The organism is Brucella tritici (assembly GCF_902825325.1).
In the GTDB taxonomy this organism is placed as follows: Bacteria; Pseudomonadota; Alphaproteobacteria; order Rhizobiales; family Rhizobiaceae; genus Brucella.
Window position 1 is genome coordinate 38,170 of sequence record NZ_CADEAR010000001.1, and the last position, 22,015, is coordinate 60,184.

Here is a 22,015-nt window from a genome sequence, read left to right on the forward strand (position 1 = left end):
CCGTCATGCGGATGCCAGTTTCGACAGAGCTGTCAACTGGCTGGCCGTGGTGGCAATCCAGCGCGGGCACGCATCTTTTCAAGCAAGCTGGCGGCAATAGGCTCATAGTTTTCATCAAAGTGATGACCGCCTGCCAGTTTCATGACTTCCATGCCTTTCAGCTCTGTAGCAGTACAGGCGGTATCGTCTTCTTCTTCGCCGTAAACACAAACCACCCGGTCAAGCGGAATGGTCGAAATGGCCGGAACAACATCCTTGTCGCCATCCATTCCAAGCCAGCCCTCGATGGATACCTGAAAGGTCGTCGTTGTTTCGACACCGAGAAGCCCGATCATTTTCGTCCGGTCCTGTATGGTGGGGTCGAGATATTTCCACGCAAAGGGGAATGTATCGGCACCGAACGAATAACCCAGGACTGCAACCGGCAATTTGTTCGTTGGGTCTGCCTTCTTGATCATGGCCGTCGTGTCATTGGCTATTTCTTCCGGCGTTCGCTCTGACCAGAAATAGCGCAGCGAATCGACGCCAATGACGTGAACGCCATGAGCCTGCAGCCATTCACCAATGGATTTGTCGAGGTCGCGCCAGCCGCCATCGCCCGAATAGAAAACCGCAACCATTTCGGCTTTCCCACCCTTTGCGGGAAGGTCTACGATAGGCAGGGCTTCATTCTTGGCATCCTGATCCGCCATGGCAACGACATTGTCGACGGCCATTTTCAGACGTGCCGGAAACTCGGGCGCGGATTGGAGCACGGCGAAATTTTCCTGCCGGGCCGTAACCGGATTGTTTGTCGGCGATCCGGCGGGGCTGATCACAAGGGCAGGGGCCGGAATGGCGGCATTGAAGCCGTAGGTGAAGCCACCATCGGGAGCCTTGGTTGCATCAGCTTTCTCCGTGCACGAAGGCAAACGGGTCTTGGCCGGAACAGGATCAAGCGACACAGCACCAGCAATGGTCGCATCCGGTGAATCCGAGGCAGCCGCGTAAGCGATAGTGCCCCCCTGTCCAATACCTGCCAGGACAGGGTGAAAATAGACGCCTAGATCAAGCCCGCGTAAGGCTTCCTTGGCGATGGCTTCGAAATCGGAGTCCAGATAGTTGCACTCGCCGTCCTCCTTATCGAGCGCGGCGCGCCATGGGCCAAGCTCGACGGGCAGAACGATCATGTTCCGGGCAAGCATGGCATCCATGAACTTTTTTTCGCGATCACCGATGCCGCCGTCGTCGCTCAGCAGAATCGCAAGGCCGACGGGGTCGTTCTTCGGCATATAAACCGGAATATTGGATAGTCTTTCAGCGCTTGCATGGATAACCGGTTCGTCGGAATCGGTTATTTTCGTCCAGAGCCTTGCAATTTTACCGGTGTGCATCGCGCCGTAAACGCCCGCAGCAGCCACCAGAACCAATCCGAGCACAGTAAAGAGAACACGTCTTTTCGTCATTTGCGGATGAACTCCAATGGGCTGCCATTGATAAGGGTTGTGGCATCAAGAAGTGCGCGCGGGGTCTCAAGCCCGCCGGGGCAAACCATGTAATGAGGAGTCCAGACTGGATCGAATTTCTCCTTGAAAGCTTTTAGGCCGTCAAAGTGATAAAGATCAGCGCCGCGCTTGTAGATGAAGGAACCGAAACGGTTCCATCGGGATGCCAGCCTGCTGCCGCTCAGACCGGAAAGCGGGGCGGCGCCAAGATTGAACCACTTGTAACCTTCTTCCTTGCTGGCCATCAGCAGTTTTGCAAACAGCGCGTCCATCAGGAGCTTGTGCACGTTCGGCATATAGCGCATGAGGTCGACAGTAATTTCATGTTTATCCGCACCACGCCACATATTGGCGAACGCCACGATTTCTCCGTTACTTTTCAAGACGGCGACATCGAAACGTTTCATATATTCGTCATCGAAGTAACCCAGCGAGAACCCCTTTTCGCTGCCCGATTTGAAATCGAGCCAAGCGTTGGAAATCTCTCGCAGGCGAGGAATGAGCGGAGGCACGTCGGCTGCCGGGATGATTTCAAACGTCAGGCCGTCCTTGTCGATCTTGCGGTCGGCGTAGCGGAATGGCTGGCGACGGGGCCCGTCGAGCGAGAAATTGGTGAGGTCGACGCGAGCCACTTCACCGAGCTTCAGTGCAACCAGTCCCATATCCAGAAACAGCGGCAGGCTTTGCGGGCCAACGCCATAAAATACGGTTCGCAAGGCAAGCTTGTCAGCCAGCGCGTGAAATGACCATGCAAGCTCCCTGGCCGTCTGTTCGCTGCCGATAGGGTCGCCAAGCGCAATCAGGCTGCCGCCGGATTGCGCATACATGATGAAGGCGCTGTTGTCAGGAGCGAGAAGGAACTGCTTGTCTCCAAGCAGTGCCAGTGCCGCATCTGTGTGCGGCCATCGAGCGACCAGTTCGGGCACGGCATCGGGTATAGAATAATCCACCTTCCGTTTGCGGTGACCGTTTCGGTTGATAAGCGAATAGAGGCCGGCGGCGGCGACCACGGCAAAGACAAGCACAGTCGCCCGCAGAAACCGGGGTGCGTTGCCGTTCCAAGCGAAATCCCACCAGAGGTCATTGGAATATTCCACATGCCGATAGACGAAAAAGCCAAGCCATGTGGAAACGAGGACGGTTGTACCGACGGTCGCAATCCAGTTCCAGCTCAAGTCGAACGGCCCGGAAATGGGTCGTCGATAGAACGAATCCCTGAACCCCCAGAGCGTGAAGGCGAAAATGCAGAGAATGGTCGCTTCCTCCCAGTCGAGGCCCTTAGCCAGGGAAAAGGCAGCGCCACTGAGGAGAAGGATCAGTGCGGCCACCCACGCTCGCGCAAGCCGCTTCGACAGGCCACGCGCCACGATGAGCAGCGCAACGCCGACGAGGCTGGCAGCAAGATGCGACATCTCCATGAGAGATTCAGGAACGATGTCGGAGAGGACTTCCACGCGGTAGCGAAGGTCCGGCGTTGCACCGGAAATGAGAAGGATGATGCCGCCAAGAAAGATGATACTGGCAGAAAGACTCGGGATAAGCGGTTCCACCAGACGTTTGGCGAAGCGCGCCTGTTTGCCGAGCATATGGCGACGGCGCATGATCTCCCATATGAGAATGCCTGCCGTCGCCACAACAAGCGGCAAAACGGTGTAGATAAGCCGGTACGCGAGAAGTCCTGCAATGGCATCCGGTTTTCCGCCCAGGCCAAGGCCCGCAATGATCGTCGCCTCAAAAGCTCCAAGACCACCTGGAGCATGACTGGCAATGCCGAGCACAATGGCGATCACATAAACCAGTGCAAATACTGCAAAGCTTGGCACTGCATCGGCAGGCATGAGGACATAGAGAGTAGCAGCTGCAGCACCCACATCCACCAGTCCGGCAAAAATCTGGGTCAGCGCGCCTTTGGAATTCGGCAGGCGCAAGCTGAACGAGCCTATCGTGAAGCTGCGCTGTTCATGCGACAGCCAGTAGATCAGCCAGCCGATACCGCCCAGAATGGCGATGCCAGCGACAATATCTATGCGGGAATCGATGGCGGAGAGCCATGGAACATCTTGCGGGTCAATGAGAAGTGCCGCACCGACCATAATAATCAGCGCGAACCAGATGGCGAACCACGATGTTCCAACGATCTTGCCTATATCGGCGAGACTGACGCCTTCGGCCGCGTAGATGCGATAACGCAGAGCGCCTCCGGTCAGCAGGGAAAAGCCGAGCGCGTTGGAGATGGCGTAACCGGCTGCACCGGCCACGGCGGCAATACGGCGCGGTATCTGGTTGGGCGCAATCGTATCCACTGCCACAACGTCATAGAGAGCAACGGCTGCATAGCTCACCGCCGTGAAGAGCACAGCCAGACCAAGCGTCATCCATGATATGTTGTGAAAGGCTGCGAGCGTTTCCGTGCGAGACGTGTGCTGAAGCAGATTCTCCAGCACATAGATCGCCAGCAACGCAATCGCGATGCCGGCTATCGGAAACAGGAAATGTTGGTAGCGTTTGAACCAGCCCGAATGTCTTGTCGACGCCGCAGATGGTGTTGAAGGCACTTCATCATCAATAAGGCTCATAGGAACGTCGTCCGGTTGGAGCAATATATTATAAATCGCGCAATGATCTCGATTTAGGGCGAACTTGTGTTCGAGCGAGATGCCGCATTGAAAATATTCTAAGTAGAGCAGAAGTTGGTCTATATAAGCCTGCGGTCGGGCCAGACCGCAAGTGATTTGATAGATTGAAAGAGGTATTGGTGCTCGATATTTCATATATGACCGCAGCCGGAGCCGGTGCGTTGTCGTTTCTCTCTCCCTGCGTCCTTCCGCTGGTGCCACCCTATCTGTGTTATATGGCGGGTGTGAGTGTTGAAGATTTTCGTGCAGAGAAGGCGACAACCGTCGCGGCAGCACCTTCTGCGCGCCGTTCCTTGGCATTTGCGGCAATTTGCTTCGTTCTCGGTTTCACAACGGTTTTCGTGGCGCTTGGTGCCGGAGCGTCTTCCATCGGCGCCTTCCTGCGCGCATGGCAGCAGGAGATCGCAATCGTTGCAGGTGTCGTCATCATTTTGATGGGACTGAATTTCCTTGGCATTCTGCGTCTTTCATTCCTGTCCCGCGAAGCGCGGTTTCAGGCACGCAATGCCCCTGCATCGCCGCTTGGAGCCTATGTCATGGGGCTGGCATTCGCCTTCGGCTGGACGCCGTGCATCGGGCCTGTTCTTGGGCCGATCCTGACGCTTGCAGGTGGCAGCAGCACAGTCGGCGAAGGCGCGTTACTGCTTGCGACCTATTCGCTCGGCCTTGGCATTCCGTTTTTGATTGCTGCCCTTTTTTCCGGCGCATTCATGCGGTTTCTTTCGCGTTTCCGGGTGCATCTCGGCAAGGTGGAAAAAGCGATGGGCGCGCTTCTGGTCGTAGCGGGTATTCTGTTCTTGACGGGTGGCATGCAATCCTTCTCGTACTGGATGCTTGAAACCTTTCCGGCACTAGGACAAATCGAAGGTCTTTTCCTGAAGACCGGCGCGTAAGTTTTCATAGACGCTTTGGTGCTATGAGCGAAGATCATCTCAATTTTCTGGACGATATCATGACAGACCGTTCCTGCCTTTCCATCGTACTTGCCGCTGGTGAAGGCACACGCATGAAATCCAGCCTGCCGAAAGTGTTGCATCAGGTGGCAGGCCTGCCGCTGGTTTCTCACGTGGTCAAGGCAGTTCAGGGCACCGGCAAAAGTGACGTTGCGCTGGTCGTAGGGCGTGGTGCAGAGGATGTGCGTGCTGCGGTGGAAAAAAATGCAGGCCCGGTGTCGGCTTTCGAGCAGAAGGAACGTCTCGGTACAGCACACGCTGTCCTGGCAGCGCGCGTAGCAATTGAGCGCGGCTATGACGATCTGCTGATCGTTTTCGGTGACACGCCGCTGATCGAGGCGCAATCTTTGCAAAAGGCCCGTGAACGACTGTCCGATGGTGCCGATGTCGTTGTTATCGGTTTTCGCACGGATAATCCGTACGGCTATGGTCGTCTGATCGAGGAGGGCGACCAACTTGTCGCCATCGTCGAGGAGAAGGAAGCAACAGAAGCGCAAAAACTGATCGGTTTCTGCAATGGTGGGCTGATGGCCGTTCGCGGTCAACACGCTCTGGCGCTTCTGGATGCGGTGGGCAATGACAACGCCAAGGGTGAATATTACCTCACCGATATCGTCGCCATCGCCCATGGCAAGGGTATGAACGTGACTGCCATCGAAGTGCCGGTCGATAACGTCATCGGCATCAACAATCGTGTTGAACTGGCCGAAGCAGAAACCATCTGGCAACAGCGCAAGCGCCGCGAGATGATGCTTGCAGGCGTGACGCTTATCGCTCCGGAAACTGTATTCTTTTCGCACGACACGCTTATCGAGGCGGATGTCGTCATTGAACCGAACGTCTTCTTCGGTCCTCATGTGCGTGTGTCGACAGGCGCCTTGATCCATTCGTTCTCGCATATGGAAGGTGCCGATGTTGGTCCGAAGGCGGAGATAGGACCATTTGCGCGCCTGCGTCCCGGCGCAAATCTTGGTGAGAAAACCAAGGTTGGCAATTTCTGCGAGGTGAAGAATGCCACGGTGCATAAAGGTGCGAAGATCAATCACCTGACCTATATCGGCGATGCGACAGTCGGCGCATCCAGCAATATCGGTGCAGGTACGATCACCTGCAATTACGACGGTTATAACAAATACAAAACGGTGATTGGCGAGAACGCATTCATCGGGTCGAACAGTTCGCTGGTTGCTCCGGTAGAAATTGGCGACAATGCGTATATCGCGTCGGGCAGCACGATTACCGACGATGTTCCAGCCGATGCATTGGCCTTTGGTCGCGCTCGGCAGGAAACGAAAGAGGGGCGTGCGAAGCTCCTGCGAGAGAAGTACGCCGCCATCAAAGCGGCTAAAACCTCCACCAAATGAATCATCCAATTGTTTAAGCGAACGGCGATCCTCTGGGTTGCCGTTCTGCGTTAGAATCTTTAAACCGCGAAGCAACGCGCCTGAACGCTGGATTTGGAGCAGCCTATGTGTGGCATTATTGGCATTATCGGAAATAACGAAGTCGCTCCGCTTCTTGTGGATGCATTGAAGCGGCTTGAATATCGCGGCTACGATTCTGCCGGTATAGCTACACTGCAGAACGGCAAGCTCGATCGCCGCCGCGCAGAAGGCAAGCTGGTCAATCTGGAAAAGCGTCTGGCCGGAGAGCCGCTTCCGGGCGTCATCGGTATAGGGCATACCCGCTGGGCTACGCACGGCAAGCCCGTGGAACGCAATGCGCATCCGCATGTTACCGAGCGTCTCGCGGTCGTTCATAACGGCATCATCGAGAATTTCGCCGAGCTTCGCACGATGCTTGAGGCAGAAGGCTACAATTTCCAGACGGAAACCGATACCGAAGCTGTTGCCCATCTGGTGACCCGCGAACTGACAAAGGGCAAGTCCCCGGTTGAAGCCGTGCGCGATAGCCTGCCGATGCTGCATGGTGCCTTCGCACTCGCCTTCCTGTTCGAAGGGGACGAAGAGCTCTTGATCGGTGCACGTCAGGGGCCGCCGCTCGCCGTCGGTTATGGCGAAGGAGAAATGTTCCTCGGTTCCGACGCCATCGCACTTTCGCCTTTCACGGATACCATTGCCTATCTCGAAGATGGCGATTGGGCTGTTCTGACGCGCAAGGGCGTGACTGTCTACGACGAAAACAACAGTGAAGTTGAGCGTCCGATCCAAAAGACGCAGACGGCAAACATGCTCGTCTCCAAGGGCAATCATCGTCACTTCATGCAGAAGGAGATGTTTGAGCAGCCGGAAGTGATTTCTCATACGCTTGCCAACTATCTCGACTTCACGACGGGTAAGGTGCGCCAGGAAGCGATTGGTATTGATTTCAGCAAGATCGACCGCCTGACGATTTCCGCCTGCGGTACGGCTTACTATGCGGCATCCGTCGGCAAGTACTGGTTCGAGCAGATTGCGCGCCTGCCGGTCGACAGTGATATCGCTTCCGAATTCCGCTATCGCGAAATGCCGCTCTCGAAGGATTCGCTGGCGATGTTCGTGTCGCAGTCAGGCGAAACGGCTGATACGCTGGCATCGTTGCGCTACTGCAAGTCGCAAGGATTGAAGATCGCCGCCGTCGTCAACGTCACCGGCTCGACCATTGCGCGTGAATCCGATGCCGTTTTCCCAACGCTTGCGGGCCCTGAAATCGGCGTTGCTTCCACCAAGGCCTTTACCTGCCAGCTGTCGGCCATGGCCTCGCTGGTAATTGCGGCTGCGAAATCGCGCGGCGCTATCGATGACAAGCGGGAACAGGAACTGGTACGCCAGCTTTCCGAAGCGCCACGGTTCATCAATCAGGTTCTGAAGCTTGAAGACCAGATCGCAGCGGTTTGCACAGAACTCGCCAAGGTCAATCATGTGCTTTATCTCGGCCGCGGCACGTCCTTCCCGCTGGCGATGGAAGGTGCGCTTAAGCTGAAGGAAATTTCCTATATTCACGCCGAAGGCTATGCCGCCGGTGAATTGAAGCACGGCCCGATTGCGTTGATCGATGAAAGCATGCCGGTAATCGTCATTGCGCCGTCTGATCGTCTCTATGAGAAGACCGTTTCCAACATGCAGGAAGTCGCAGCGCGCGGCGGTCGCATCATTCTTATCACCGACAAGAAGGGCGCTGAAGCTGCAAGCATCGACACGATGGCGACCATTGTTCTGCCGGATGTGCCGGAATTCATTACGCCGCTCGTCTATGCTTTGCCGGTCCAGATGCTGGCTTATCATACAGCCGTACTGATGGGCACCGATGTCGATCAGCCGCGCAATCTGGCAAAGTCGGTAACTGTCGAGTAAATTCAGCTTGTTATAGAAAAAACTTTATAAGTTAATAGAAATGGCGGCGGATTGCCGCCATTTTGCTATCCAGCTCTTAAAAGTCTGATCGCTTCATCGCGCCCGAAAAGATAAAGCAGGACGCGCAACGCCTGTCCGCGCTCGGATTCCAGATCGGGATCGTTTGTCAAAATATAGCGCGCATCCTTGCGGGCGATTTCCAGAAGATCGCCATGCGCTTCAATGGATGCCAGACGGAAACCCGGCGTTCCGGATTGCCGCGTGCCGAGCAACTCGCCTTCGCCGCGCAGTTTCAAGTCTTCTTCAGCGATACGGAAACCGTCTTCCGTTTCTCGCATGACCTTCAGTCGGGCTTGTGCAATTTCACCCAGCGGCCCTTTGTACAGCAGCAGGCAGGTTGAAGGTTTGTCGCCGCGACCCACGCGACCGCGTAGCTGGTGCAATTGCGACAGACCGAACCGTTCTGCATGCTCGATGACGATGATCGTGGCGTCGGGCACATCCACGCCGACTTCGATCACGGTAGTCGCGACGAGAACCCGCGTTTCGCCTTGTTTGAATGCCCGCATGGCCTCGTCTTTTTCAGCCCCGTTCATGCGGCCATGGATAAGGCCGATGCGCTCGCCGAAGACGGGCTTGAGGCTTTCGAAACGTTCTTCCGCCGAAGTCAGTTCAACGACTTCGGATTCCTCCACGAGCGGGCAAATCCAGTAGATTTTTTGTCCTTCTGCCACGGCCTTTCGGATGCGCTCGACAAGTTCGCCCATGCGTTCCATTGGCACAATGGCAGTCGTGATGGGCTGGCGTCCGGCAGGCTTCTCAGTCAGTTTCGACACGTCCATATCGCCGAAGGCTGTAAGCACGAGGGTTCGCGGGATGGGTGTAGCCGTCATCACCAGCATATCCGGTGCGGAACCCTTTGCAGTCAGCATCAGGCGCTGATGCACGCCGAAGCGGTGTTGTTCATCGATGATGACGAGAACGAGGTCGTGATACTCGACCTTTTCCTGAAAAAGAGCGTGCGTGCCGATGACGATATCGATTTCGCCGCTTTTCAATCCTTCGAGAACGGCATTCCGGTCACGGCCCTTTTCGCGACCGGTCAGCAGCGCTGCTTTCAATCCTGCCTTCTCCGCAAGCGGAGCGATGGTTGCAAAATGCTGGCGGGCAAGAACTTCCGTTGGGGCCATGAGTGCTGACTGGCCGCCGGATTCAGCGGCGTGCGCCATGGACAGCAATCCAACGACCGTCTTACCAGAGCCGACATCGCCCTGCAAAAGCCGTAACATGCGCTCAGGCGATTTGAGGTCTGTGATGATTTCGCGGACCGCCTGATCCTGCCCCTTGGTCAAACGATAGGGCAGGTGCCGCATGATCTCGGCAACGATGCGTCCTGTGCCCTCCAATGGGCGACCGGAAAGCCTGCGCGTCTTGGCACGTACGAGGGCGAGCGCCAGTTGCCCGGCCAGAAATTCGTCATAGGCGAGCCTGCGTCGCGAAATGCTTTCAAGCGCGATGTCCGACGGATCTTCGGGCAGGTGAAGCGTGTTGAGCGATTGCTGAAAACTGGTGAAGCGCTCGCGCGCCTGCAAGGATGGGTCGATCCATTCCGGCAGCGGGGGCACGCGACTCAAGGCTTCCTTGACGGCGCGTGCCAGTGTCTTGGGCGATAGGCCCGCAGTCAACGGATAGACCGGCTCGACCAATGGCAGATTGGCCGCATCCTCAAGGCTTGCAATATAGTCCGGGTGGACCATGGAGGCCCGACCGTTGAACCATTCCACCTTGCCTGACACGATAACTGTTTCGCCTTCGGGTAGCATTTTGTGCAGCCATGGCAATTGCGCATGGAAGAAGGTCAGCGCGATTTCGCCCGTATCGTCATGGGCGAAGACGCGATGCGGAACATTGCCACGCCCGGGTGATGCAGGCTGATGCTGGTCGACGGTGACTTCGAGTGTGACGATTGCACCTTCCTGCGCAAGCGCGATGCCGGGCCGATTGCGCCGATCGATCACACTGTGCGGTGCCAGAAATAGCAGTTGCCCGACCCTAGGCTCTGCGCCCGGTATATCTGTACCAAGCAATTTTCCAAGCAAAGCGGCAACTTTCGGACCAATGCCGGAAAGCGAACGAACGGAAGCAAAAAATGGATCGAGCATGGATGGACGCATAGGGCAGAGCATTAACTGCTTCGTCTCAGGGTGCAAGGGCAGCGCATAATCTTTCTGTGCTCTTTTTGTTCTTGTTGGATAAACGGGTTCCCGTTTGCCGCGCAGATGCTATATACCAGCAGCAATTTGAATGATTGGAGCTTACCGAGGATGACTGGCAGCACATTGGCGACGGAAAATCTGGATGTACGGCGCCGCAAGCTTCTATTTCGCGCGTGGCATCGTGGTATGCGCGAGATGGATCTGATCCTCGGGCAATATGCGGATGAATATATTGTGGGTTTCACCGACCCGCAGCTCGATGAGTTCGAGCATATTCTTGAAGTGCTTGACCGCGATCTTCTCAAATGGGTGACGGGTGAAAGCCCGATCCCGGCAGATTACGACACGCCTCTGTTCCGCGATATTGTCGCTTTCCGCGACCGCATAGAATTCTGAGTTCAAGGTTCCCATGCCCGTTTTCAGCAAACTAGGTCTCAAGTCCTCCAGCGCGCTCGGGGCAAATCGTCATATCGTGATCGACGGCGTTGCCGACGGTTACGAGGCGTTCTGCCTTATCCGTCTGGCAGAAGAGATCGGCGAACGCGGGCCGATCATGTATATCGTGCGCGACGGGCAGCGCATTGCCGATCTGGAGCAGGTCTTGAGTTTCGTGGCGCCGGATATGCCGGTTCTGCATCTGCCTGCATGGGACTGCTTGCCTTATGATCGCGTATCGCCCGGTGCCGATGCATCCGCGCGCCGGCTAGCTGCTCTTAGTGCACTGCCCCAGCTTAAAAAGACGCCGCATCCGGCGATCATCCTCACGACTGCAAATGCCGTTCTGCAAAAACTGCCGCCGCAGGAGGCTATTGCCGAACAGGTGATTTCGGCGCGCCCCGGCAACCAGCTGGATATGAACGATCTGGCATCCCGACTGGAACGCAACGGTTTCGAGCGCGTTTCTACCGTCCGTGACATTGGTGAATTTGCGGTGCGCGGCGGCATTCTCGATCTTTATGCGCCGGGTGCGGAAGAGCCGCTGCGGCTTGATTTCTTTGGCGATACGCTGGAATCTATCCGTGCTTTTGATCCGGCCTCGCAGCGTACCACGGGCACACGCAAGGAATTCGTGCTCCAGCCGATGAGCGAAATCACGCTCTCGCCGGACATAATTAGCCGTTTCCGCAAGAATTACGTTGCGATGTTCGGTGCGCCGCAGCGCGACGATGCGCTATATCAGGCAATTAGCGAAGGTCGCCGTTTTGCAGGCATGGAACACTGGCTGCCTTTGTTCTATGACAAGCTCGATACTGTCTTCGACCATGTGGGCAATATGCCGGTGGTGTTCGACCATCTGGTGCATGAGGCGCTGACCGAGCGCCACACCATGGTTGTCGATCATTACGAGGCGCGGCTGAGACAGGCGGAAGGCAAGGAGCCGGGCAGTGATGCCGTGCCTTACAAGCCGGTCAAGCCGGAAACGCTTTATCTCACACCGTCCGAGGTCGAGAAGCATGCCGAAGCCGGAGGCATGCGCATCGACCTGACGCCATTCGTAGCGCCGGAAGTTACGGGGCGGACGATTGTTCATGCGGATGTGCATAAGGGCCGCAGCTTTGCCGAGGAGCGTGCCGCTACCGACGTGAACCTGTTCGAAGCGGTGGTGAAGCATATTGCCGAACTGCGTGCAGCGGGCAAGAAAGTGCTGGTTGCTGCCTGGACTGAAGGTTCTCTCGACCGTCTTTTGCAGGTCCTTGATGAACATGGGCTGGAAAAGATCGAGTCGGTTGACCGGCTTTCTACGGTCAAGGCGCTGTCGCGCGACAAGGTAACGGCGGCTGTGCTGGCCGTCGAAAGCGGCTTCGATGCTGGCGATCTCGTCATTGTGGCCGAGCAGGATATCCTGGGTGATCGTCTTATCCGCCGTTCCAAGCGTCGCAAGCGCGATCAGGATTTCATCTCGGAAGTCGCCTCGCTAAACGCTGGCGATATTGTCGTCCATGTCGATCATGGTATCGGCCGCTTCATTGGTCTCAAGACCATTACCGCCGCTGGCGCTCCGCATGATTGTCTTGAGATCCATTATGCGGGTGATGACCGGCTGTTTCTACCGGTCGAAAATATCGAGCTGCTCTCGCGTTATGGTTCGGAAGGCTCCGATGCAGTTCTCGACAAGCTTGGCGGCGGCGCATGGCAGATGCGCAAGGCCAAGCTCAAGAAACGCCTGCTTGAGATCGCCGGTCATCTGATCCAGATCGCCGCCGAACGCCAGATGCGCGGTGCGCCGGTGATGACGCCGCCGGACGGACTTTATGCCGAATTCTCCGCTCGTTTTCCCTATGATGAAACCGACGACCAGCTAACTGCTATCGAGTCCGTGGCGGATGATCTGGCTGCAGGCAAGCCGATGGATCGTCTGATCTGTGGTGATGTCGGCTTTGGCAAAACGGAAGTAGCGCTGCGCGCAGCCTTTATTGCTGCGATGAGCGGTGTTCAGGTGGCGGTCGTCGTGCCGACGACGCTTCTGTCGCGCCAGCATTTCAAGACCTTCTCGAAGCGCTTCCATGGCTTGCCGATCAATCTTGTTCATGCCTCGCGTCTTGTCGGCACGAAGGAGCTTGCGGCGGCCAAGAAGGGGCTGGAAGAAGGAACCGTCGATATTGTCGTCGGCACGCATGCGCTGCTCGGCAATTCGATCAAGTTCAAGAATCTCGGTCTGCTCATCATCGATGAAGAGCAGCATTTCGGCGTTAAGCACAAGGAGCGGCTGAAAGAGCTGAAGTCGGACGTGCATGTGCTGACATTGTCCGCTACGCCAATCCCACGCACCTTGCAGCTTGCGCTGACCGGTGTGCGAGAACTCTCGCTCATCACCACGCCTCCCGTCGACCGTATGGCGGTGCGCACCTTCGTCTCGCCGTTCGATCCGCTTGTTATTCGTGAAACGCTTTTGCGTGAACGCTATCGCGGCGGCCAGAGCTTCTACGTCTGTCCGCGCATTTCCGATCTTGGCGAGATCGAAGAGTTCCTGAAAACGCATGTGCCCGAACTGAAAGTGGCCGTGGCCCATGGGCAGATGGCGCCGGGCGTGCTGGATGACATCATGAACGCCTTCTATGATGGTCAATATGATGTGCTTCTGTCTACGACCATCGTGGAATCCGGCCTCGATATTCCGACGGCTAACACGATGATCGTGCACCGCGCCGATATGTTCGGCCTGGCTCAATTGTACCAGCTACGCGGTCGAGTCGGTCGTTCCAAGCAACGCGCCTTTGCGCTGTTCACCCTTCCGGCAGGTAAGATGCTGACGCAGACGGCGGAACGTCGCCTAAAGGTTCTGCAGTCGCTCGACACGTTGGGAGCAGGCTTCCAGCTTGCCAGCCACGATATGGATATTCGCGGGGCGGGCAATCTGCTCGGCGAGGAGCAATCGGGCCATATCAAGGAAGTTGGATTCGAGCTTTATCAGCAGATGCTCGAAGAGGCGGTGGCCACGCTCAAGGGGACCGGCGAAGTGGAAGACAGCCAGTGGTCGCCGCAGATCGCGATCGGCACCGCCGTGATGATCCCCGAAGCCTATGTGCCCGACCTGCAGCTGCGTCTTGGTCTTTATCGCCGTTTGGCTGATCTGGAAGAGCCGCAGGATATCGATGCTTTCGGTGCCGAACTCATCGACCGTTTTGGTCCGATGCCCGACGAAGTGCAGCATTTGCTCAAGATTGTTTATATCAAGGCGCTTTGCCGCCGTGCGAATGTCGAGAAGCTTGATGCCGGTCCGAAGGGCGTGGTCATCCAGTTCCGCAATGCGACGTTCGCAAATCCGGTTGGGCTGGTGAAGATGATCGGCGAGCAGGGCTCCATGGCCAAGATCAGGCCGGATCAGAGCATTGTCTTCATCCGCGACTGGCCGACACCGGAAAAACGCCTCAACGGTTCTGCCGTCATCATGACGCAACTGGCGAAGATTGCGGCGGGTTAACCCGCCGCTTCGCGCCTTTTAGCGATCTTCAGAAATCCCCGGCTCAAAGCCTTCTGCCGTCTGACGGATGGCGTCAGCAAGGACACCTGCCGTCTGCGCACCCATGACGGCATATTTCTGATCGATGATGAAGCAAGGCACGCCGCGCACGCCAATGCGACTGGCAGTGTCGATTTCCTCGCGAATCGTCGCCTTGTCGGCCTCGCTTTGCAGGAGCCGGGCCACCACTTCGGCATCCATGCCGACACTTGCCGCCGCATCGATCAGCACTTCATGATCACTGATATCCTGTCCCTGCTCGAAATAGAGCGAGAACAACATGCCGACCATCCGGTCCTGCGTATCAGGAGCAGCCTGCGCAGCCCAATGGATGACACGATGGGCGTCCAGAGTGTTTGGCGCGCGGGCGATGGCGTCGAAATCGAAGACGATGCCGTTTTCCTCGCCAAGCTGCGTCAGTTGCTTGTGGATGTCATCGATCTTCCCGCCTGTGCCGAATTTCTCGCGCATATAGGTCTGGCGATCCTTTCCCTGCGGAGGCAGGGTGGGGTCCAGCTGGAAGGGGCGCCAGCGTACTTCCGCCTCCACATCCGGCACCATGGCGAGAGCCGCCTCGAGGCGCTTGCGCCCCAGAAAGCACCAAGGGCAGACGACATCGGACACGACATCGATAGTTATCTTTCTGGCGGCCATGGCAGTGTCTCCATACGGGAACCAGAGGCATGGCCTCCGGTTGAATGCTCATCATATATATTGGTGCATGTAGAGCGAATTACATCAACGTTAAAGCCCGATCATGGCTTTGCGCGCCACCAAGTTGGCAGTTGATAGCCATAGAGCGAAGTCCTTTTCGGGTGATCGATGCGATCCCAGCGCGCTACCCACTGATAGGGCAGGTGGTAAAGCGGAATGTAGTAATCCCCGGAGATAAGCACACGATCAAGGGCGCGGACCGCACTCACGAAATCGGCGCGGCTTCTGGCTGCCAGCAGCGCTTCGATCATCGCATCTACCGCCGGGTCGGCAACACCCGGATAGTTGAAACTTCCCTGAACGTCACGCGAAGCTGCGCCCCATCGCATCCATTGTTCATTGCCGGGTGAAAGTGATCCGGTCAGCGCGCCGAGAATCATGTCGTAGTCGAATGTCTGGAGCCGCTGCTGATATTGAGCGTCGTCCACAGTGCGTATTTCGATTGTGATGCCCAGTCGCGCGAGATTACGCTTATAGGCCAGCGCTACTTTTTCCTCGTCGGGCGAGCGCGTCATGATCTCGAATTTAAGCGGTTTGCCAGAAGGATCAACGGCGAGGCCGTGTTCAAACTGAAAACCCGCTTCAGTCAGGAGATCATAGGCTTTTTTCGCTGGCGTGCGGTCATGACCGCTACCGTCCGTTACCGGTGGGTGCCATGTACCATTCATGACATCGTCGCGAACTGCTTCGGGGAATGGTTTCAGTAACTGCTTCTCGCGGTCATCGGCAGCTTTGCCGACGGAGGAAAGCTCCGAACCTTCCCAAAAGCTCTGCGTGCGGCGGTATTGATCAGCGAAAAGGTTGCGGTTAGCCCATTCGAAATCGAACAGCAGCCCCAGAGCCTGCCGTACGCGACGGTCGGCGAAAATTGGGCGGCGTGTGTTGAACACGAAGCCAAACATGTTGGCAGGCGTACCTTTTTCAAAGCTGTCCTTGATAACGCGGCCCTGTTTTACAGCCGGGAAGTCATAAAGCTTTTCCCATCGAGTAGGGTTTGCCTCAATGAAGACATCGAGCAGCCCCTTCTTGAAAGACTCAAACAGGGACGTCTCGTTTCGATAATATTCAATCGTCAACATATCGAAGTTGTTGAGACCGCGCTGCGAAGGCAAGTCCTTGCCCCAATAGTCTGGGTTGCGCTTGTAGATGATACGCTGGCCGGGCTGCACGCCGGAGACGAGATAAGGGCCGCTGCCGACAGGTGGTTTCAGGGATGAATTGCCGAAGGTTTCGCGATCAATGCTGTGCTTTGGCAGCACGGGCATCGATGAGGCGATTAGCATCGGAAATTCGCGATCCGACTTGTCGTTGAAGGTGAAGCGAACGGAACGCTCCCCCGTCTTTTCGATCTTATCAACTCGACTCATCCGGTTGTTGTAGGGAGGGCGTCCCTTTTCCGTCAGAATGTCGTAGGTAAAGAGGACGTCGTCCACCGTTACCGGCTGGCCGTCGGACCATTTTGCCTTCGGGTTCAGGGTGAATTCGACCCATTTGCGATCTGGATCGACCGCAACCTTTTCAGCCAGCAGACCGTAAAGGGTAAAGGGTTCATCCCGCGACCGCTGCATGAGCGTTTCATAAACCAGATTGCCGAGGTCAACATCCCCGAACAGACCGCGCGCCGTCGTCCGCATGCTTTTCAGCACAAATGGGTTGAGACTGTCGAAAGTACCGACAACGCCCATTGTGATGGCGCCGCCCTTTGGAGCGTCAGCGTTTGCGTAAGGAAAATGGGTGAAGTCAGCCGGCAACGCCACATCTCCATGCATGGAGAGCGCATAGTCTGGCTGTACTTCGGCTATCGCCTGTACCGGCGTCGCGCCGACGACTGCTCCGATAAGGCTCGCAAGAACCGATTTGCGGAGAAAGGCAATCAATCCGTTCAACTTCAATCGTCCATTGTAAATAAGTTTGATGGTCGCCGCCGGAAGCGTCGATTCGGAACCGGAAACTAGCATGATCGTACATTAAGTGCGGAATTAGGGCGTGTCCGTCACGCGACAGTAGGGGCTAAAATAAAGATTTTGGCGGATTCCGGGCATGGAATGTCGAAACTCATCTGGATTCATACCCCTAGTCGTTGTAACACGGCTGCGGATTGGGGCCCGGAAGGGTCCGGATGGGGGCTAAAATCCCCAAGGTCACGCTGTTGCCGCATTTTCAAACCAGTGACGGTCTATCGCTGACTTATAATACAGAACGGGAACTATAGATCAGAGCGTTGAAAGGAACCTGTTGATCATGTCCAGCACTAAGACAATCGCTGCCGCATCTGCCATTGCTGGCGCGTTCGCCCTGCTTGCCTCCGCGACGATGCCTGCATCGGCGCAGCAGCCGCCACAGGGCTGGTTCAAGGTCTGCTCGAAGCAGGAAGACAATGATATCTGCAACACGCAGAACATCGTCACTGCAGATTCCGGCCAGCTCCTGACCGCCGTTAATCTCATCGAGATCAAAGGTAAGATCAACCGCAAGATATTCCAGGTGACTGTTCCTATCGGTCGTCTGATTCCTGCCGGTGTCGGCCTCCAGATCGACAACAACAAGCCGGTCAAGCTTGAATACGGCATCTGCTTCCCGGATCGTTGCATCGCAGAAGCTCCGCTGACCGACGATCTCATCAATGCGCTCAAGAAGGGCGGCAAGCTGACCCTGACGTCGGTCAACTATCAGAACAAGCCGAATCCGATTCCGGTTGCACTCACCGGCTTCTCTGGCGCCCTGACCGGTCCGGCTCTCAAGCAGTCGGAACTGGAAGAACGCCAGAAGGAACTTCAGGACGCCGTCCAGAAGCGCCAGAAGGATTTCGAAGCCAAGATGAAGGCTGAACAGGACAAGGCAAAAGGCGCAGCTAACTAAGCTGCTCTCCAGTCTGTTATAAAAAGGGGCGCTTCGAGCGCCCCTTTTATTTTGAAAATTCACTTTAAAAGAAAGCTCTATCTCAGTTCGAATGCTGTGATTTTACGCGATAAGCGCCATTGTCGAGCCGGTCGAACATTTCTGCGATCTGAGGGTGACGGAGAGGCTCGCCACTTAAATCTGGAACAAGGTTCTGCTCCGATACATAGGCGACATATTCGGAATCCGCATTTTCAGCCAGCAGATGATAGAAAGGCTGGTCGCGATGCGGGCGTGCTTCTTCTGGAATGGACTCGTACCATTCTTCGGTATTCGCAAATTCAGGGTCCACGTCGAAAATAACGCCACGGAATGGGAATAACCGATGCTTGACGACCTGACCGATCTGAAATTTCGCGTGCTTTATCTGTGTCATACCCATGCAACACTATGTAGTTCACCGCGTGACAAATTAAAGTCGGCGGCAACCGGCAATTCTGTCTGTTCGATGTCTCGGATGATCTGAAAACGATCTTAGCTAGAACGTTTCCCGTCGCTTCGTTGCGGAAGGCTCGGCAGTTTCGGAAGAAAATGTGAGAAACCGCTGCCGGGACGAAGCCCCTCACGCATGAAGAATGCGCGCAGTGGCGCAAATGAACGAAGCATTTCCAACCCGATTCCACGCACGATCTGGGCTGGAAGCATACCGGAGAGAAGCGAACGATTGAGCGCATCGACCGAACCGGTTCTGGCCAGAATGTCTGGACGACGTGCGCGGTCATAGGCGCGAATGACTCGATCTGAACCCGGATCGACTGGATCGCTTTCGATAGCCTTGACCAGCGTTTCGACATCGCGTGAACCAAGATTGAGGCCTTGTGCGCCAATCGGTGGAAACACATGCGCGGCTTCACCGATCAGGATCGTGCGCTTGGCCGCAAAGACATGGGGCACGAGGCCGGAAAGGGGCCAGGCTTGCGGCTTGATTTCGAGCTTAATCTTGCCCAGCATGGACTGCATCATGTCTTCGATACGCTGAGCGAGTGTCGATTCATCAAGCGCGAGAAGTCCTTCGGCGCGACCGGGATTCACTACCCAGACAAGGCTTGAGCGCTTGCCTTTCAACGGCACTTGAGTGAATGGGCCTTCTTCGGTGTGGAATTCGGTCGAAATATTCTCGTGGTCGACACTATGCGAGAAGGAAAGCACAACGGCCGTCTGCGGATAGCTCCAGCGGCGTGTGCGGATGCCTGCTGCTTCGCGAGCCATAGAATTGCGCCCGTCTGCAGCCACGACCAGCCGCGTATGCAATGTGTCGCCGCCTGAGAGCGTGATGGTCATATGGTCGCCATTGTAACGATACTCTATGACGGAGGCATTGATGCGTTGAATATTCGGATTGCGTGCGACGGCTTCCGCCAGTTTCTCGTTCAGAACGGCGTTGGGAATGTTGTAGCCAAACGCAGTCTCGTCGATTTCCCCGGCACGGAAAGTCACGACAGGGCTTCTAACAAGGCGTCGCGTCGCGTCGATAATGCGCATGGAAGCAAGAGCCGCCGCTTCCGGCTCGATATCCGACCAGACGCCCAGTCCCTGCAGCAATCTGATAGCAGGCATCATGAGCGCTGTGGTGCGGCGATCACCCTTGTCGGTCTCCGGTCCCAGCAACACGGTGCGATAGCCTTTTGCGCCGAGCGCCAGCGCGGCCATCATTCCTGCAGGTCCGCTGCCGCTGATGACAATATCAGTGAGAGGCTTGTTCACAACAAGATCGTTCATCGTGTTTCATCCCTGGTCCGACAGTGCGGACCTCGTGCACCGTCTGATGATTCCAGCTGCACTTAAACCGAATTGCAGCCAAAAGGCCATTCTTCCGTGGGATTATGGCGGATTTGCCTCACGCCTTACTTGCTCTTTTGTGCTTATTCAGGGAAAGCTGCTGCAGGATCATGGCTTTTCCTAGAGGAGAAGCTATTCAACGATCTTGAGGGTTGGGGACGTCAGTTTGTTTGGTGTACGCGTTTCCCGTTTGATGAAATGTACTCGCTGCCTTGGGGAATGTCCTGGGCGGGATATGCGCGGCGACAAACTGAAATGGCGGACGGCGTGAAAACCAAACTGACCGGAAAACTCAAAGCCAAGAAAGTCACCGCGCCGCAAGCCAAGGCGTTTTCGGTTCATCTTCTGACGGCATCGGGTTCGTTTCTGGCGTTCCTTTCCATCGTGGCGGCCAGTGACGGGCGCTATACGGCCATGTGGTGGTGGCTGGGGCTGGCGCTTTTCGTCGACGGTATCGACGGTCCTATCGCGCGCAAGCTCGAGGTCAAATATGTTCTGCCAAACTGGTCTGGCGAACTTCTCGACAACATCATCGATTACGTTACCTATGTTCTGATACCGGCCTTCGCGCTTTATCAGAGCGGATTTATGGGGACGTATCTGTCATTCATCTCCGGCGCGATCATCGTGGTTTCGAGCGCGATTTATTATGCTGACACCGGCATGAAGACGAAGGAGAACTTCTTCAAGGGCTTCCCGGTCGTCTGGAACATGGTGGTCTTTACGCTTTTCATAGTCAGGCCGGGAGAGTGGGTCGCCTTTGCAACGGTCGTCGTGTCGGCAATCCTGTCGTTCCTGCCGATCAATTTCCTGCATCCGGTGCGCGTTGTGCGCCTGCGACCACTTAACCTGACGGTTTTCCTGCTCTGGTGTGCCTTTGGTGCGGCTGCCCTCTATTATACTCTGGACGCGCCGCTGTGGGTCCGCGTCGGCATATCCGTGACGGGCCTCTACATCTACTTCATCGGCGCTGTCATGCAGTTTTTCCCGGGATTGGGACGAACTGCCACCGTCATCGCGGCTGAGAAAGCCGCTGCCGCAAAGAAGACTGGAGAAGCATGATGATCAATGCCATTCGCGTCCATCAGACCGGTGGACCTGAAGTCATGAAGTATGAACAGATTGATATAGGTGAGCCTGGTCCGGGTGAGGCGAAGGTGCGCCATGAAGCCGTTGGTCTCAATTTCATCGACGTCTATTTCCGTACCGGGCTTTACAAGGCGGCCCAAATGCCGTTTACGCCCGGCAACGAAGGTGCTGGCACGGTCATAGCGGTTGGTCCGGGCGTGGGGGATGTTCAAGTCGGCGACAGTGTTGCCTATGTGGCAACGCCGGGTTCTTATGCGGACGAGCGCATTCTGCCAGCCGACCGGCTGGTCAAGGTTCCGGATAATGTTGACCTGAAAACCGCCGCCTCCATGATGTTGAAGGGCATGACGGCGCAATATCTTCTGCGGCGTACATTCAAGGTGGAGCCGGGGCAGACGATATTGTTTCACGCGGCCGCTGGCGGGGTCGGGCTGATTGCCGGACAATGGGCGAAACACCTTGGCGCCAAGGTCATCGGTACGGCGGGATCGGAAGAAAAGATCGCGCTGGCCAGAAAGCATGGCTACGACCATGTCATCAACTACCGTACCGAGAACTTTGCCGAAAAGGTGAAGGAACTGACCGACGGAGCGGGGGTTGACGTCGTCTATGATTCCGTTGGGCGCGATACCTATATGGGCTCGCTCGACGTGCTGAAGCCGCTTGGCATGTTTGCCTGCTTCGGGCAATCGTCTGGCGTCATTCCACCGTTCGATCTTGGCATTCTGGCGCAGAAGGGTTCGCTGTTCGCCACACGTCCAACGCTATTCAATTACATCGCCAAGCGGGCGGACCTCGAAAAGACGGCTGCAGAGCTTTTCGATGTAGTCGGAAGCGGAGCCGTCAAGATCGAGATCAACCAGACCTATGCGCTCAAGGATGCGGGCAAGGCACATGAGGATTTGGAGGCCCGCAAGACGACTGGAACCACCATTCTGCTTCCGTGATAAGGCTGATGATTGCAGCGGTGTGCATATGTCCGCCGCTGCTTG

Annotated in this window: 15 protein-coding genes; 8 read left to right on the forward strand and 7 right to left on the reverse strand. The window is 56.2% G+C overall.

Annotated elements, in window-relative coordinates; all coding sequences use genetic code 11:
- Positions 1-32 precede the first annotated feature (32 nt).
- Entirely contained in the window at positions 33-1,445 is a 1,413-nt protein-coding gene (locus HWX93_RS00200; protein ID WP_176036055.1) for an AcvB/VirJ family lysyl-phosphatidylglycerol hydrolase, read from the reverse strand.
- Positions 1,442-4,060: a bifunctional lysylphosphatidylglycerol flippase/synthetase MprF gene (gene mprF / locus HWX93_RS00205; RefSeq protein ID WP_176036056.1), complete on the reverse strand. Its 2,619-nt coding sequence runs from the start codon at positions 4,058-4,060 to the stop codon at positions 1,442-1,444. Before mprF ends, HWX93_RS00200 begins: the two co-directional genes overlap by 4 nt.
- 179 nt (positions 4,061-4,239) lie before the next feature.
- On the opposite strand from mprF, the gene HWX93_RS00210 reads away from it, so the two are divergent.
- The 3 genes from HWX93_RS00210 to glmS all read left to right on the forward strand — a co-directional run bounded on the left by HWX93_RS00210 (position 4,240) and on the right by glmS (position 8,366).
- Positions 4,240-5,013: a cytochrome c biogenesis CcdA family protein gene (locus HWX93_RS00210; protein WP_176036057.1), complete on the forward strand. Its 774-nt coding sequence runs from the start codon at positions 4,240-4,242 to the stop codon at positions 5,011-5,013.
- A 59-nt stretch (positions 5,014-5,072) separates the two neighbouring features.
- Positions 5,073-6,437, forward strand: coding sequence for a bifunctional UDP-N-acetylglucosamine diphosphorylase/glucosamine-1-phosphate N-acetyltransferase GlmU (gene glmU, locus HWX93_RS00215; RefSeq protein ID WP_176036058.1), 1,365 nt, complete (start codon positions 5,073-5,075; stop codon positions 6,435-6,437).
- A gap of 105 nt (positions 6,438-6,542) precedes the next feature.
- Positions 6,543-8,366: a glutamine--fructose-6-phosphate transaminase (isomerizing) gene (glmS, locus tag HWX93_RS00220; protein WP_176036059.1), complete on the forward strand. Its 1,824-nt coding sequence runs from the start codon at positions 6,543-6,545 to the stop codon at positions 8,364-8,366.
- Positions 8,367-8,431: 65 nt separating this feature from the next.
- Here the strand turns inward: glmS and recG are convergent, their stop codons facing one another.
- Complete coding sequence (recG, locus tag HWX93_RS00225) at positions 8,432-10,552, reverse strand: ATP-dependent DNA helicase RecG (protein ID WP_176036060.1); 2,121 nt, start codon at positions 10,550-10,552, stop codon at positions 8,432-8,434.
- A 138-nt stretch (positions 10,553-10,690) separates the two neighbouring features.
- Here recG and HWX93_RS00230 point away from each other — a divergent pair, with 138 nt between their 5' ends.
- A complete protein-coding gene (locus tag HWX93_RS00230; RefSeq protein WP_061345376.1) occupies positions 10,691-10,978 on the forward strand; it encodes a succinate dehydrogenase assembly factor 2 in 288 nt (95 codons plus the stop codon).
- A gap of 13 nt (positions 10,979-10,991) precedes the next feature.
- Positions 10,992-14,504, forward strand: a complete 3,513-nt coding sequence (mfd, locus tag HWX93_RS00235; RefSeq protein WP_176036061.1) for a transcription-repair coupling factor — start codon at positions 10,992-10,994, stop codon at positions 14,502-14,504.
- 18 nt (positions 14,505-14,522) lie between these two features.
- Here mfd and HWX93_RS00240 read toward each other — a convergent pair whose 3' ends face one another.
- Together HWX93_RS00240 and HWX93_RS00245 are read right to left on the reverse strand one after the other, a co-directional pair.
- A complete protein-coding gene (locus HWX93_RS00240; RefSeq protein ID WP_176036062.1) occupies positions 14,523-15,197 on the reverse strand; it encodes a DsbA family oxidoreductase in 675 nt (224 codons plus the stop codon).
- 101 nt (positions 15,198-15,298) lie between these two features.
- A complete protein-coding gene (locus HWX93_RS00245; RefSeq protein WP_176036063.1) occupies positions 15,299-17,149 on the reverse strand; it encodes an extracellular solute-binding protein in 1,851 nt (616 codons plus the stop codon).
- Positions 17,150-17,498: 349 nt separating this feature from the next.
- Here HWX93_RS00245 and HWX93_RS00250 point away from each other — a divergent pair, with 349 nt between their 5' ends.
- Positions 17,499-18,116, forward strand: coding sequence for an invasion associated locus B family protein (locus HWX93_RS00250; RefSeq protein WP_010658835.1), 618 nt, complete (start codon positions 17,499-17,501; stop codon positions 18,114-18,116).
- Positions 18,117-18,198: 82 nt separating this feature from the next.
- Here HWX93_RS00250 and hspQ read toward each other — a convergent pair whose 3' ends face one another.
- Both hspQ and HWX93_RS00260 read right to left on the reverse strand, forming a co-directional pair.
- Positions 18,199-18,537 carry a heat shock protein HspQ gene (hspQ, locus tag HWX93_RS00255; RefSeq protein WP_109986596.1) on the reverse strand — a complete coding sequence of 113 codons (339 nt, stop codon included), beginning with the start codon at positions 18,535-18,537 and terminating at the stop codon, positions 18,199-18,201.
- A 92-nt stretch (positions 18,538-18,629) separates the two neighbouring features.
- Complete coding sequence (locus tag HWX93_RS00260; protein ID WP_176036064.1) at positions 18,630-19,874, reverse strand: UbiH/UbiF family hydroxylase; 1,245 nt, start codon at positions 19,872-19,874, stop codon at positions 18,630-18,632.
- Between the two features lie 315 nt (positions 19,875-20,189).
- Between HWX93_RS00260 and pcsA the strand changes: the two genes are divergently transcribed.
- Complete coding sequence (gene pcsA / locus HWX93_RS00265; protein ID WP_109986598.1) at positions 20,190-20,996, forward strand: phosphatidylcholine synthase; 807 nt, start codon at positions 20,190-20,192, stop codon at positions 20,994-20,996.
- Positions 20,996-21,970, forward strand: coding sequence for a quinone oxidoreductase family protein (locus HWX93_RS00270; protein WP_176036065.1), 975 nt, complete (start codon positions 20,996-20,998; stop codon positions 21,968-21,970). The genes pcsA and HWX93_RS00270 overlap by 1 nt, the downstream gene beginning before the upstream one ends.
- Positions 21,971-22,015: the final 45 nt, after the last annotated feature.

What these genes read in the sequence shown, in the direction of transcription:
- HWX93_RS00200 (WP_176036055.1), bottom strand. Translation starts at nt 1,445, where the DNA reads ATGACGAAAAGACGTGTTCTCTTTACTGTGCTCGGATTGGTTCTGGTG.
- mprF (WP_176036056.1), bottom strand. Translation starts at nt 4,060, where the DNA reads ATGAGCCTTATTGATGATGAAGTGCCTTCAACACCATCTGCGGCGTCG.
- mfd (WP_176036061.1), top strand. Translation starts at nt 10,992, where the DNA reads ATGCCCGTTTTCAGCAAACTAGGTCTCAAGTCCTCCAGCGCGCTCGGG.
- HWX93_RS00240 (WP_176036062.1), bottom strand. Translation starts at nt 15,197, where the DNA reads ATGGCCGCCAGAAAGATAACTATCGATGTCGTGTCCGATGTCGTCTGC.
- HWX93_RS00260 (WP_176036064.1), bottom strand. Translation starts at nt 19,874, where the DNA reads ATGAACGATCTTGTTGTGAACAAGCCTCTCACTGATATTGTCATCAGC.
- hspQ (WP_109986596.1), bottom strand. Translation starts at nt 18,537, where the DNA reads ATGGGTATGACACAGATAAAGCACGCGAAATTTCAGATCGGTCAGGTC.
- glmU (WP_176036058.1), top strand. Translation starts at nt 5,073, where the DNA reads ATGACAGACCGTTCCTGCCTTTCCATCGTACTTGCCGCTGGTGAAGGC.
- HWX93_RS00230 (WP_061345376.1), top strand. Translation starts at nt 10,691, where the DNA reads ATGACTGGCAGCACATTGGCGACGGAAAATCTGGATGTACGGCGCCGC.
- HWX93_RS00250 (WP_010658835.1), top strand. Translation starts at nt 17,499, where the DNA reads ATGTCCAGCACTAAGACAATCGCTGCCGCATCTGCCATTGCTGGCGCG.
- HWX93_RS00270 (WP_176036065.1), top strand. Translation starts at nt 20,996, where the DNA reads ATGATCAATGCCATTCGCGTCCATCAGACCGGTGGACCTGAAGTCATG.
- pcsA (WP_109986598.1), top strand. Translation starts at nt 20,190, where the DNA reads ATGGCGGACGGCGTGAAAACCAAACTGACCGGAAAACTCAAAGCCAAG.
- recG (WP_176036060.1), bottom strand. Translation starts at nt 10,552, where the DNA reads ATGCTCTGCCCTATGCGTCCATCCATGCTCGATCCATTTTTTGCTTCC.
- glmS (WP_176036059.1), top strand. Translation starts at nt 6,543, where the DNA reads ATGTGTGGCATTATTGGCATTATCGGAAATAACGAAGTCGCTCCGCTT.